Origin of the sequence: Rhizobium sp. PvP014 (assembly GCF_017876855.1) — a bacterium.
GTDB lineage: Bacteria > Pseudomonadota > Alphaproteobacteria > Rhizobiales > Rhizobiaceae > Neorhizobium > Neorhizobium soli.
In genome coordinates, this window is record NZ_JAGIOT010000001.1 from 545404 (window position 1) to 558877 (window position 13474).

Genomic DNA, 13474 nt, shown 5'->3' on the forward strand with positions numbered 1-13474 from the left:
CATTCATGTGGTATTTTTCCTGGATCCTCGGCGTCGGCCTCGCCTGCGTCTTTGCCATCCTCAACGCCATGTGGTTCGAGATGAAGGAAGACCGGCGCCTCTCGGCGCTTCCGGACCCCTCAAACAAGCCAAAACGCAGCTCCGTCGGAGATCCGGCCGCATGAAACCGGATATGGTCGAGCGTCTCGCGGAAATGCCGGTTCCACGATACACATCCTACCCCACCGCCGCGGATTTCAGCGAGGCGGTGGGGCCCAAGAAACAGGCCGCCTGGCTCGGCCAACTTGATCCGGCCGAACCGGTCTCTGTCTATCTGCACGTTCCCTATTGCCGGCAGCTTTGCCACTATTGCGGTTGCCATGCCAAGGCGGTTCGGAAGGCCGAGCCGGTCGAGGACTACCGGACCACGCTGGAGGCAGAGATCGCGCTGGTTGCCGCTCACCTGCCAGCCCGGCTGAAGATCGGCCGCATCGCCTGGGGCGGCGGCACGCCCTCCATTCTGGGCGAGGCAGGCTTGAGCTCCGTTCTCGGTATGCTCAAGAAGCATTTCGACCTGGAAGACGACTACGAGCATTCGATCGAACTCGACCCGCGGATGCTCGGGCGCGATCTTTGCCAAGCGCTCGGCCGGCTCGGGATCAACCGCGCCAGCCTCGGCGTCCAGGATCTCGACACCGTTGTGCAACAGGCGATCGGGCGGGAGCAGCCGGAAGAAAAGGTGGCCGCCGCCGTCCGCGACCTGCGCGACGCCGGCATTTCACGCATCAATTTCGATTTGATCTATGGTCTGCCGAACCAAACCCAGGAAAGCTTGCTGACGACCTGCCGTTCCGTCTTGGAGCTTAATCCGGATCGCATCGCCTTTTATGGATACGCCCATCTACCATCACGAAGGGCCAACCAGCGCCTGATCGATAGCGCATCGCTTCCTGGACCCATCGAGCGTTTGCAGCAGGCAAGCGCGATCGCGTCTTTCTTCTACCGCGAGGGCTATCAGGCGATCGGCATCGATCATTTTGCCAAGCCTTCCGATCGATTGGCGGCTGCCGCAAGAGAAGGTCGGCTCCACCGCAATTTTCAAGGCTACACGGACGACGATCGCCCGACCCTGCTGGGGTTCGGGTGCTCTTCCATCTCGCGGCTCCCCGGTGGCTACACGCAGTCGGAATCCGGTATCGAGGCTTACAAACGCCATATCGCGGAGGGGTCTCTACCCACGCGACGCGGCCACGCCTTTGTCGAGGACGATCATGAACGCGCGACAATCATCGAACGCCTGATGTGCGATTTCTCCGTCGATCTGGGACAGAATGCCGCCGGTTATGCCGACGAACTAGCCTTGCTGCGACCGTTCGCTTTGAGCGGTCTGTTGACGGTGCGGGCGAACCGCATCTCGATGACGGCAAAGGGGAGACCCTATGTTCGCACTGTTTCGGCGATCTTTGACCGGTTCAGAAGCCAGGGGCAAAATCTGTTCAGCCCCAGCGTATGAACGTCATCACTGACATAATGAATTTGAGGATTTCGGCTTGAGGAGCGGAAAGCGCGCCCTCACGAAAGGCAGACGGGATGAATATAAGAGAACTTGATTATCAGGAGTGCATGGCATTCCTTTCAAAAACCCGGATGGGGAGATTGTCCTGCGTCCTCGAAGGCCGCCCGTACACGGTTCCGATTTCTTTCATCATTGAGGACGACTGGTTCTACAGCTTCTCGCTCGATGGCAAGAAGATCTCGTGGATGCGCGAGAATAACTCCGTCTGCATTCTGGCAGACGAAATCTCCAGTCCGCAACAATGGCGGACCGTTATCGCGAATGGGCAGTTCAAGGAATTCGATCAGGCTGCCGAATGGGCGAAGTATGCGCGTGCATGGTCTCTTCTGCAGTCCAGCAACGCAACCTATTGGTTGCCTGGAGGACTGAAAACAGCAGCGGCCGGGGTGCAAAACAAACCCGTCTACTATGGAATTCGGATCGAAAGCGTCTCGGGGAGAGAGGCTTATCTTTCGAGCGAGAGCGAACGTGTGCCCGGCATGCATCCGCATTGATGCGCGCGACATCAAAGCCGTCCGGCTTCGGCTGCCGCCAGACTTAGACGCGCGCTACTCTGCGGGGTGCTGCTTGCGCGTGTGGAACCGCGCTTTCAGCCAGACCAAAAGATCATCCAGGAATGTGAACACGACCGGGATGACCAGCAAGCTCAGGAAGGTTGAGGTGATGAGGCCGCCGATCACCACGATGCCCATCGGCTGGCGGAAGCTTGAATCGCCGGATACGAGGCTGAGGGCGGCGGGCAGCATGCCGCCCGCCATGGCGATCGTCGTCATCACGATCGGCCGCGCCCGCTTGTGGCAGGCATCCACCAGCGCGTCATAGCGTGACATGCCGGCGCGGCGCGCCTCTATGGCGTATTCGACGAGCAGGATCGAGTTTTTCGATACGATACCCATCAGCAGCAGCAAACCGATGACCGCGGGCATCGAGAAGCTGGTCCCGGTGAGCACCAGTGGCAAGAGAGCACCGCCGAGCGCCAGTGGCAGGGCCATCAGGATCGTGACCGGCTGCAGGAAGTCGTGGAAAAGCAGGACCAGCACCGCATAGACGCAGAAAATGCCGATCGCCATCGCCAATCCGAAACTGCTGAACAGCTCGCTCTGGCGCTTCAACTCTCCCTGTTCGACGAATTTCACGCCCTGTGGCAGGTTCTTGTAGCCGGGCAGCTGCGCTGCCTCGTTCGTGACTTCCGAGAGGCTCCGGCCGTTGAGTTCGATCGTGAGCGAGACGTTGCGCGACCGGTCAAGCCGGTCGATCTGGCTGGGGCTGGATCCCAGCGATATGTCGGCAATGGCGCCGAGCGCGACATTGCCGTCCTTGCCCTCGACCGGGATGAGCGACAGCGCATCCAGCGATTGCCGGCTCGCCGTGTCGAGCATGACCCGGATGGGGACCTGGCGTTCCGGCAGGTTGAGCTTCGACAGGGCCGCATCATAGGCGCCGGCCGTTGCGACCCGAATGGCGTCGGCGATCGCCTTCGAGGTCACACCCAGAGATGCGGCTTCCGCGAGATTAGGGCGGATGGTGATCTCCGGCGATTGGGTCGCGGCCGACGAGGTCACGTTGCCGATGCCGGGTAGCGTGCGCAGATCGGATTCGAGGCTGGCGGCCGCTTTTTCCAGTAGGTCGGAATCGTCGCCGGCCAGCGTCAGCGTCAGCTGCGTACCATTGCCGCCGGATCCGATCTCAAGACGGACGCCGGGCAAGGTTTCCAGCGCCTTGCGCAAATCCGCTTCGATCTGAGATTGCTTGACGTCGCGGTCGTCGATCGACGTGAGGTTGACGACGAGCGTCGCACTGTTGGTGCTGGCATTCGAGGTGCTGTTCATCCCGCCTGTGGAGGCCGTGCCCGTTGCCTGGAAAACCGAGGTGACGTGGTCGACGCCGGCAATGACCGCGGACGCCTTTCGCGCCGCTTCGTCGGTCGATTCAATGGTCGAGCTTGGAGGCGTCGTTATCGTGACCTGGGTCTGGCTGCTATCGGAAGCCGGAAAGAACCCGGTCGACAGATGGCTGAGCAGCAGGATCGTGAAGGCCAGAAAGCCGACCGTGCCGAGCACTGGTATCCAGCGCCGACGAAGCGCGCCTTTGACGGCCCAGAGGTAGGACCGCATCAGGCGACCGTCGCCTTCGTGTGTCTTGCCGCTCGGCTTCATGATGTAGGCCGCCATCATCGGCGTCACCAGACGCGCGACGAGAAGCGAGGCGAGGACGGCGACGGAGGCCGTGATGCCGAACTGCTTGAAGATGATGCCGGGAATACCGCCCATGAAGGCTGTCGGCAGGAACACGGCGACCAGGGTGAAGGTGGTGGCGATCACGGCGAGGCCGATCTCATCGGCCGCTTCCATGGCTGCATCCATGGGGCTTTTCCCCATGTTGAGATGTCGCTCGATATTCTCGATCTCGACGATCGCATCGTCGACCAGGATCCCGACCACAAGAGACAGCGCCAGAAGCGTGATCGTGTTCAGTGTATAGTCGAGGAGATACATCACGAGGAACGTCGGGATGATCGACAAGGGCAAGGCAACAGCGGCCAAAAGCGTCGCCCGCCAGTCACGCAGGAAGAGCCAGACCACGAAGATCGCAATCAGCGCGCCCTCATAGACCATATGCATCGACGATTCGTAGTTCTGCTCGATCGGGACGATCGTGTTGTAGGCCTCTTCGATCGTCACTTGCGGATTTTCAGCCGCGAACGACTTCATCTGTTCGCGGATACTGTCCGTGACGGCGACGTCCGAGTAGCCCTTGGACCGCTTGATCTGCGCGGCAATGACCGGCTTGCCGTTGATATAGGCAAGCGAGCTGAGATCGCTGTGGGAATCGGTGACCGTGCCGAGTTCGTCCAGCCGAACCCAGTTTCCCGCCGGCAATGGTATCGGCAGTGCGCGGAGCTGTTCAACGCTGCCGACGGCCGCCAGCGTTCGGACAGACTGGCTTTCGCCGCCGATCCGCCCCTTGCCGCCCGACAGGTCAGACTGCACTGAATCGAGCTGCCCGTTGACGTCGTTTGCAGACAGACCGAGGCCATCGAGCAGATTGGCGTTGAGTTCGACGCGGACCTCCCGGTCGACGCCACCCAGGCGCCCGACTTCGCCGACGCCTTCGACAGCCATCAGGGCACGCGACATATTGTTGTCGATGAACCAGGAGAGTTCCGCCGCATCCAGCGTGTCTGACCGCACCACATAGGTAATCAGCGGCGATGCATTCAGCGACTGTTTGGAAACCGTCGGTGCGTTCATTTCTTCAGGTAAGTCGTCCTGCGCCTGATCGACGGCGCTCTTTACCTCGTCGAGTGCCTCTTGCGTGTTCTTTCCAACTTCGAAGGCGACGGAAATGCTGACGGAACCATCGGTGACCGTCGTGGTCACGGAATCGAGCCGCGTCAGTCCCGTCAGTTCGTCTTCGATCTTGCGGGCGACCTCGGTCTCAAGCTGTGAGGCTGCGGCCCCGTCGAGCGACGCACTGATCTCGATCGTCGGAAGATCCATGTCGGGAAAGTTCTGGATGTCGAGACGGTTGAACGCCCACAGGCCGCAGGCCGTCAGTAGGACGAACAGCAGGATTGGCGGAACGGGATTGCGGATGGACCAGGAGGAAAAATTCACTTCGTCGCCTCCGTCTCGGCTGCGGCGACCGTATCGACCACCCGCACCACGGAACCGTCCGCAAGAAACGCGCCGCCGGAGACGACGACTTCCTCGGTCGTGTCGATCCCCGATACGATCTCGACCCGGTCGCCTTGCCGCCGGCCGGTCTCGACACGCTTGCGGGTTACCGTCGGCTGATCTGTCGCGTTGAGGACGAACGCGTAGGAAAAGCCGTCCCTCAGGGTGACGGCCGTTGCCGGAACTGTCAGCGCATCGGTGGCGCTGAATTCGAAATTGCCGCTGACGAGAATGCCGGTCTTCGGTTGTGGCATTCCGACTGCGGGCTGCAGGGCGACATAGACAGTGACCCGACCGCTGGCGGTCGAGCTCGTGGGCGAGACAAGCCGCACCTCGCCACGGACATCGCCGAGCGGCGTCGGAATGACCGCTTTGGTGCCTTCCTTGACATCGGCCAGCCGCTTGACCGGCAGCTCCGCCTGCCACTCGATGCGATTCTGGCGGATCAGCTTGAACAGTTCGTCGCCGGCGGTCACCACCTTGCCAAGCGACGCGGACCGTTCAGAGATCACGCCATCGTCGTTCGCGTAGACCTTCGTGCGGTCAAGGGTCAGCTGCGCGGATGCCAGCGCGGCCTTCGACGACGCAAGGGCTGCTTTCGACTTGCGCTCCGTGATCAGATACTCCGTCGTCTGCTGGGCGGAGATCGCACCGGAGCCGGTCAGCCCGCGGGCACGGTCGGCATTCGCGACCGCCTGATCGAGATCGGCCTTTGCCTGCTCGACGCTTGCCTGCTGTTGCTCGAGCTCGGCCTGCGCGGTTTCGGCGTCGAATTGCACCAGCAACTCGCCTTTTTTTACCGTCGCTCCCACATCCGCGTTGATGCCGATGATCCGCAATCCGCTGACTTCGGCGGAGATCACCGCTTCATGCCAAGCCGCAAGGCGCCCGCTTGCCGGAATGAGCACCGGCCACTGGGAAACCTCCGGTTTCGTCACGCTGACCGTGAGGGCGGCCGCGCCGGCGGTCGTCTGCGTCGCGTCCTGTGCCCGGCCTGCCGGGGTGAAAGCAAGACAGACGACGCAGGCAAGCGCCATCGTCGTGAGCGGGTGTGATGTTTTAAGCATTAGTTGAGTTCCCGTGCAGAAGAGGCAGCGGCGGTCGGAATGGACCAGCCTCCGCCAAGCGCTTTGTAGAGGGCGATCCAGTATTGGACGGCGTCGCGCCTGATTTCGATGAGAGTGATGGCCGCCGATTGCGCCGATCGGCGAGCTTCTTCGCGGTCGAGAATGCTGACGCCCCCGGACGCCCAGTTCTGGTCCACCGCGCGGAAATAGCGCTGATAGTTGTCGGCAGCGCTTTTTGCGTCGGCGATCCGCCGCAGCGCCGTGTCGACCCGCAACAGCGCCGTCTCGACTTCGGCAACGGCGCCAAGCACGCCAGACTTATAGTTCGCAACCGCGATATCGTAGTCGGCAACCGCACTGCGCACAGCCGCCCGTCGTGCACCGCCATCCAGCAACGGCACCGACAGCGCCGGTCCGAAGGACCAGGGAACGGATCGGCCGGTCACGGTGGACTGGCTGATCGAGATTGATCCGCTGAGGCTGAGGCTGGGGTAAAGATCGGCCTTCGCCGCGCCGACGTCCGAAATCGTTGCGGCGACTTCAGCCTCCAGCGCATTGACGTCGGGCCTCTGTCGCAGGACGTCGGCAGGCACGGCAGTGATCCGCACCGCAGATGGCTGCGGAATACGCCGTTTGCCCTGGTCGAGCAGCCGGCGAACCGCTGGTTCGTCGCCACCCGTCAATTGTGTGATCGATTTGATCAAAATCTCGCACTCGCCGCGCTGGGCCGTCAGGCTTGACGAGGAGGCAGCAGCGCTTGCCCGTGCCAGCGCCAGGTCTCCGGTGGAGGTAAACCCTGATTGCGCCGACCGTTCCGTGGCGCGGATGGTGGCCGTCTGCGATGCAAGCTCGTCGCGGTAGAGGCGCTCCAGTTCGCGGCAGGCGCGGTACTGGACGTAGTCATCGCCTACTTCGGCGGCGATCGAAACGCGGGCATCGTGCCAGGACCAGACCTCGCCAGCGGCCCGCGATGCAGCGGCGCGCACCTGCTTCTTGGTCTTGCCAAACAGATCGACTTCCCAGGCGGAATCAAGTCCGCCGCTCTTTGTCGTTCCGGCGGTCAGCCTGTTATTGTCGTTACCCTTATTGCCCTCACGGCTAGCCGATGCCGAGCCATCGAGCGACGGGAATAGCCCTGACGCGGTGCTGTCGAGCGTGGCGCGCGCCTTGTCGATATTCGCCACCGCTTGCTCGATGGTCGGGTTTTCGCGGTCAGCCAGATACAGCAGGCCTTCCAGCGAGGGATCCTTGAAGCTTGCCCACCATGTCACGAGATCGGCTGATCGACCGCCATGCGGAAGCGTCGCATGCCAGAAGGCGGCAACAGCCGGCGTCGCCGACTTGAGAGTGCCGATGCTCGTGCAGCCGCTAAGCAAGGCCGCGACGACCAGAACTGGTAGAACTGAAGAAAGAGTGCTGCGCATCGATTGGACACCGCCTTAACTGAAGGCCGCAGTATAGGGATCGCCATGTTAATGTCGGTCAAGAGCAGGTTAAGTTAGGTAAAACTGCTGTCTTCGCAGCCTCAAGGTCGTAAAGCTGAAGTTATCGAAGGAGCAAGAGCAGGGCATGACCAAGCTACTATTGATCGATGACGATGCCGAGCTGACCAACCTGCTGGGCGAGTATCTGACAGAGGAAGGCTTCGCCGTCGAAACGACCGCGGATGGTCGCGTCGGCGTGGCCGAGGCCATGTCCTCCTCGACGGATCTGATCGTGCTCGACATCATGATGCCGCGGATGAACGGCATCGAGGTTCTGCGCAAGATCCGGCAGGTGAGCGACGTGCCGGTGCTGATGCTGACGGCACGGGGAGACGATATCGACCGCATCGCCGGCCTCAATCTCGGCGCAGACGATTACGTCTCAAAGCCCTGTTCGCCGGGGGAGCTGGCCGCCCGCATTCGCGCCATCCTGCGCCGCTCGGGCCGAACCGAGCGGGACGGCACCGTCAACGAGATCAGGACGGGCGAACTGGTGCTTTATCCGTCGAACCGCAGGGCGATGTGGCGGGCGGCACCCCTGGAACTGACCGGAACCGAGTTCAGCCTGCTGGAAGTGCTTGCCCGCTCCTCCGGCCAGCTCGTCTCCAAGCAGGAGATATCGTTGCGGGCGTTTGCCAAGCCGCTCACCGCGTTCGATCGCCGGATCGACGTCCACATCAGCAGCATCCGGCAGAAACTCGGCGCCCGCCCGGATGGGCAGCCCTGGATCCAGGCCGTGCGCGGCCGCGGCTACCAGTTGCTGGAAGGCTGACCATGCATCGCCTGTTCTGGAAATTCTTCACCGTCGTCTGGTTGGCCATGGCCGGCTCGATTGCGATCCTGTTTGCGATCAGCACGCTGTTCCAATCACCGTTCGAGGAGGAGGTTGCTGGCCGGGAACTTAGCCTGACGCTGGAGACCGCAGCCCAGGTGCTCCAGTCGGATGGCCTGGAGGCGACGGCCAGGCTGGTGGCGGCGGTTCGGCGGACCGGTCGCGACATCCCGGTTACCGTCACGACCGACGGGCCGGCGATCGATTGTGCCGAACAAAATGAGGAGGCGCTCGTTCGGACCGCCGTGCGCGACGGAGAGTGTTATCGCCTGGAAATTGCCGGCGCAGCGCCGAGCATGATGGCTAAAACCTGGCCTCGGGCTGTTCCGTGGCTGGCAGCCCTTCTTGCGGCAGCAGCTGCGGCCTATTGGCTCGCCCGCTATTTCATTACCCCGGTCGAGCAGCTGCGCTATGGGCTGCGCTCGCTTGCCAGGGGAGAACTGGACGTGCGGATCGCCCACAAGATCGGCGCCAAACGCGACGAGATCGCGTCGCTGGCGCACGATCTGGATATCACCGCTGCCCGGTTGCAGGAGCTCCAGATGGCTCAGCAGCAGCTGTTCCACGATATTTCGCACGAACTGCGCTCGCCTTTATCGCGTCTGCAAGCTGCTATCGGCGTTTTGCAACAGAACCCCGTACGGCTGGCGGTGATGATCGAGCGGATGAGCCGCGAGGTCGAGCGGCTCGACGAACTGGTCGGCGAAATCCTGACTCTCGCCCGGCTGTCGGATCGCGATACACCGAGGTTCGAGCGGCAGACGCTCGACCTTGTCGATCTCCTGCGTGAGATTGTGGACGATGCCGGCTTCGAGGGACAGGCGCGCGGGGTAACCGTCCAGTATGAGGGCGTCGACACATTCGTGGCTTCCGTCAACGGCGAGCTGATCTACCGCGCGCTGGAAAATGTCATCCGCAACGCCATCACCCACACGGGACCAAGCACCGCTGTCCGTGTGACGTCCAAGGTCTTGGACCGGAAGCTGATCGTGACCGTCGAGGACGACGGCGAGGGTGTGCCGGAGACGGAACTGGAGGCGATCTTCAAGCCGTTTTCGCAAAGTTCAACCGTCACCACCCGTTCCGGCTTCGGCCTTGGGCTTGCCATTACCCGGCGTGCGGCGGAATGGCACGGCGGGGGCGCAAAGGCAGAAAACAGACCGGCCGGTGGTCTGTCCGTCCAAATCACAATTCCGACCTGTGCTGTCCCACGAAAGCTTGTGGCAGCAAATTAAGCGCCCATCGCGGTTCGGCCTTGGCAAATCGGTGCCGCCGACTACTTCACCCGGGAGTCGACAACGACAAGGAGACACACAGGATGACCGCCATTCGCCGCATCGTCTTGGCAAGCCGACCGACCGGTCAGCCCGAGGCTGAGAATTTCCGCATCGAGAATTTCGAACTCCCGGAAGCAGCAGAAGGAGAGGTCACCTTGCGATGCCTCTATCTTTCGCTCGACCCTTACATGCGCGGTCGCATGAGCGACGCAAAGTCTTATGCAGCGCCCGTTCCCATTGATGGCGTTATGGAAGGCGAAACGATCTGCGAAGTGGTGAAGTCTCGCCACACAGCCTTTTCGCCCGGCGATATCGTTCGTGCTCGGACCGGATGGACGACCAATGCGGTTGTCCACGGAGATACCCTGACTCGTGTCGAAACGCACGGCGCAACGCTGACGACGGCACTCGGCGTGCTGGGAATGCCCGGCTCGACCGCCTGGAGCGGAATGAAGTTCATCGGGAAGCCGAAGCAAGGCGAGACCGTCGTTGTCGCCGCTGCCTCCGGGCCTGTCGGTTCGCTGGTCGGCCAGCTTGCGAAACTTGCCGGGGCGAGGGCAGTCGGGATTGCCGGCGGACCGGACAAATGTGCGTATGTGAAAGATGGCCTCGGCTTTGACGCCGTTGTCGATCACCGCTCGAAAGATTTTGCGTCCGATCTCGCTGCTGCATGCCCTGACGGCGTCGATGTCTATTTTGAAAATGTCGGCGGGCACGTTTGGGACGCCGTCCTGCCGCTGCTGAACCAGTTTGCCCGTGTCCCCGTCTGCGGGCTTGTCGCGCACTACAATGGCGCCGGATCTGCGGAAACGGACAGGCTTCCGATCACCATGTCGGCGGTTTTGAGGCGCAGCCTTCTCATCCGCGGCTTCATCCAGACTGAATTCATCAGCCACTTTGGAGACTTCCTCGATGAGGTCGGCCCGCGCGTCGCGTCCGGCGACATAAAGTATCGGGAAGATATCGTTGACGGCCTCGAACGTGCGCCCGAGGCTTTCATCGGCATGCTCACCGGCGGCAATTTTGGAAAGCTGATCGTGAAGATCGCTGACTGACTGGCTCAAGCAGCCTAATCCGGCCATGAATTCGCCATGTGTAACAAAGACTAGACCCCGGACCGTGGCAGCACCGTCCGGGGTCTTCAAAGCCAGGCCTCCCTCTAATTTCAGCTTGAATGATGCACTCGCGTTCCGGTCGACTGGCCAGGTGGTGCAGGCGAATTTAGCGTGGGTTTCAGCCAGTTGAGTTCGGCAACATTTCGTGGCATCAACCGGCACCATTCACCTTTCGAAAGTCGCTGGTTACGATGCAGTATTCCGTATTGACGCGGCGATGGATCTCGGCTGCGATTATCGCGATCGTGTCCGCTCAGCTCGTTGCCTGTGCCAACAGGCCTTCGGCCTCTGTTCTCGATCCGGTCGCGGTCAACCCGGCATCCAGCCGTCAGCTTACCGTCCTTACTGCGACGAACCGGTCGCGGGACGGCGACGGATACTCGTCCCGCCGTAACGCAGATCCGGCCTTCGAAACGTTCACGGTCGCAATCCCGCCCTCGCACCGCCCGCCGAAGATCGAATGGCCTGTCGGTAAACCCGACGCGTCGACGGACATGGTTGTTTCCGAAAGACGCTCTCTCGACCAAAAACAGTTTCTGGCGTTGGCGGACGCGCCCAACAAGGATGGGGCGGTTGGCATCTTTGTCCACGGGTATAACTACACGTTCCAGGAGGGTCTGTACCGGCTCGCGCAGGTCGCCGCCGATTCCAAGACGGATGGAAAACCAGTCCTTTTCTCGTGGCCGTCGCAGGGATCCCTTGCCGGATATCTCGCGGATCGTGACGCGGCCCTGGCTTCGCGTGACACCCTGGTCTGGCTCGTCAAATCGATGGCAGCCAAACGCGATGTGAAACGGGTCATCCTGTTCGGGCACAGCATCGGCGGGTTCCTGATCATGGAAACGCTTCGCCAGCTGAAGCTGGAAGGCCGCGGCGACGTCCTCGACAAGTTGGTCGTCGTGCTCGCGGCTCCAGACATTGACGACGATCTGTTCAGGTCGCAGCTGGAGGTCGTCGGTCGGATGCGTACCCCCATCACGCTGTTTGTTTCCAAGGACGACAAGGCGCTCAAGATCTCCAGTTTCATCAGCGGGGAGAAACCGCGCGCGGGATCGCTCAATGTCGATAGCCCTTCGGTGCGCGACGCAGCCTTGCGCTATGGTCTGCGGATCATCGACATCTCGTCGGTCAAGGCAGCAGATGGGGTCGGGCACGACCGGTACGCCAATCTCGCACAACTGGGTCCGCAGCTTGCGCAGGCGGGTGGCGGGGCGGTTTCGGTGCCGGAGGCGGGTGCCTTCGTCTTCGACGTCGCGGCATCGGTCATTTCAAGTCCGTTCAGATTTGCAGGCGCGGTCGTCGGCGGGCGCTGAGCTTGCGGTTTCTGGCGATAGACCAGGGAAGAATGCTTGATCCTTCTCTCTCATTCTTGTGTCCGTGCGTGGTCGCACTTGTCGATTGTCACCCTATGTTGCGTGTGTTGAACCGAGAGACACCGATTTGCGCCGAGCATTCCACTTCCTCGCCCTGACGGGCGTTTTCATCGTCATTCTACTCGTCTCGGCGTGGTCATCGCTGGCACTGTGGTACCGTCTGCCATTGCCGCTCCCGGCAAGAGCGGTGTTCGCTGCGCTGTTTGCCGCTCTCGGTGTCTGGACCATCGTCTCTGTGATCCGCCACCGATGGCGGGCTCCGACGGGCGTGTTCTCGGTGGCCTTCGCGATCGTGCTTTCGTGGTGGTTCACGCTCGCGCCCCCAGCGGTAGGAGACTGGTCGCCGGACGTTGCGCGACAGGTCACCGGAACGATTTCGGGCGACACGTTGACCCTGAACGGTGTGCGGGACTTCACCTGGAGAAGCGATACGGACTATACCGAAAACTGGAAGACCAAGACGTATGATCTAAAGACGCTGACGTCGGTTGATCTCTTTATGTCCTACTGGTCGGGACCGCTGATGGGCCACATGCTGGTCAGCTTCGGCTTCTCGAATGGCGAGCACGTCGCCTGGTCCGTCGAGGTCCGCCGCAAGCGCGGAGGCGCGTTTTCGCCGATCGCGGATCTCTTCAAGAGCAATCCGCTTGTGATCGTCGCGGCAGAGGAGCGGGATATTATCGGGGTTCGTACGATCGTGCGCGGCGAGGACGTCCAGCTCTACCGGGTGAACGTCTTGCCGCAGACAGCACGCAACCTCCTGGTCGCCTATGTCGAGGATGCAAACAAGCTGTCCCGCCAGCCGCAGTGGTACAACTCGCTGATGACGAACTGCACGACTGCGGTTGTGGCCATCGTCAGAACGCTTGGAGGCACGGTCCCTCTCGACTGGCGGCTGTATGTGAACGGCTATCTACCCGAATACGCCTACGATCAGGGCATCCTCGACACTGGGTCCCCGATGGCGGTGCTCAGGAAGCAGTCCCATATTGCCGAGAAAGCCAAGGCGGCGGGCATGTCCGAGGACTTTTCAGAGGCGATCAGGCGAGATCGGGTAACCGAACTGCCTGCAACGAACTAGGCGCAGCTACCGG

General features: G+C 61.7%; 11 protein-coding genes. 8 read left to right on the plus strand and 3 right to left on the minus strand.

What is annotated here, in order from left to right:
- Nucleotides 1-5: 5 nt before the first annotated feature.
- The 3 genes from cydX (at nucleotide 6) to J3A65_RS02510 (ending at nucleotide 2049) form a co-directional block, all read left to right on the plus strand.
- Nucleotides 6-164 (plus strand): cytochrome bd-I oxidase subunit CydX, encoded by a 159-nt coding sequence (gene cydX, locus J3A65_RS02500; protein WP_062459376.1) that lies wholly within the window; start codon nucleotides 6-8, stop codon nucleotides 162-164.
- Nucleotides 161-1492, plus strand: a complete 1332-nt coding sequence (hemN, locus tag J3A65_RS02505; RefSeq protein WP_209899113.1) for an oxygen-independent coproporphyrinogen III oxidase — start codon at nucleotides 161-163, stop codon at nucleotides 1490-1492. Before cydX ends, hemN begins: the two co-directional genes overlap by 4 nt.
- Before the next feature lie 77 nt (nucleotides 1493-1569).
- Nucleotides 1570-2049, plus strand: a complete 480-nt coding sequence (locus tag J3A65_RS02510) for a pyridoxamine 5'-phosphate oxidase family protein (RefSeq protein WP_209899117.1) — start codon at nucleotides 1570-1572, stop codon at nucleotides 2047-2049.
- A 54-nt stretch (nucleotides 2050-2103) separates the two neighbouring features.
- Here J3A65_RS02510 and J3A65_RS02515 read toward each other — a convergent pair whose 3' ends face one another.
- From J3A65_RS02515 to J3A65_RS02525, 3 genes are read right to left on the minus strand one after another with little or no spacing between them, the layout of a single operon-like run.
- Complete coding sequence (locus tag J3A65_RS02515) at nucleotides 2104-5172, minus strand: efflux RND transporter permease subunit (protein ID WP_092663247.1); 3069 nt, start codon at nucleotides 5170-5172, stop codon at nucleotides 2104-2106.
- Complete coding sequence (locus J3A65_RS02520; RefSeq protein WP_209899122.1) at nucleotides 5169-6299, minus strand: efflux RND transporter periplasmic adaptor subunit; 1131 nt, start codon at nucleotides 6297-6299, stop codon at nucleotides 5169-5171. The genes J3A65_RS02515 and J3A65_RS02520 overlap by 4 nt, the downstream gene beginning before the upstream one ends.
- A complete protein-coding gene (locus tag J3A65_RS02525) occupies nucleotides 6299-7723 on the minus strand; it encodes an efflux transporter outer membrane subunit (protein ID WP_209899125.1) in 1425 nt (474 codons plus the stop codon). The genes J3A65_RS02520 and J3A65_RS02525 overlap by 1 nt, the downstream gene beginning before the upstream one ends.
- Nucleotides 7724-7868: 145 nt before the next feature.
- Here J3A65_RS02525 and J3A65_RS02530 point away from each other — a divergent pair, with 145 nt between their 5' ends.
- The 5 genes from J3A65_RS02530 to J3A65_RS02550 all read left to right on the plus strand — a co-directional run bounded on the left by J3A65_RS02530 (nucleotide 7869) and on the right by J3A65_RS02550 (nucleotide 13461).
- Nucleotides 7869-8555 carry a response regulator transcription factor gene (locus tag J3A65_RS02530; RefSeq protein WP_062459393.1) on the plus strand — a complete coding sequence of 229 codons (687 nt, stop codon included), beginning with the start codon at nucleotides 7869-7871 and terminating at the stop codon, nucleotides 8553-8555.
- A gap of 2 nt (nucleotides 8556-8557) precedes the next feature.
- Complete coding sequence (locus J3A65_RS02535; RefSeq protein WP_113166109.1) at nucleotides 8558-9850, plus strand: ATP-binding protein; 1293 nt, start codon at nucleotides 8558-8560, stop codon at nucleotides 9848-9850.
- Between the two features lie 83 nt (nucleotides 9851-9933).
- Complete coding sequence (locus tag J3A65_RS02540) at nucleotides 9934-10947, plus strand: NADP-dependent oxidoreductase (protein ID WP_062578200.1); 1014 nt, start codon at nucleotides 9934-9936, stop codon at nucleotides 10945-10947.
- 251 nt (nucleotides 10948-11198) lie between these two features.
- Nucleotides 11199-12320, plus strand: coding sequence for an alpha/beta fold hydrolase (locus tag J3A65_RS02545; protein WP_209899128.1), 1122 nt, complete (start codon nucleotides 11199-11201; stop codon nucleotides 12318-12320).
- A gap of 127 nt (nucleotides 12321-12447) precedes the next feature.
- The gene (locus J3A65_RS02550; protein ID WP_209899131.1) at nucleotides 12448-13461 is read left to right on the plus strand and encodes a DUF4105 domain-containing protein; all 1014 of its coding nucleotides are present in this window, start codon (nucleotides 12448-12450) and stop codon (nucleotides 13459-13461) included.
- Nucleotides 13462-13474 lie beyond the last annotated feature (13 nt).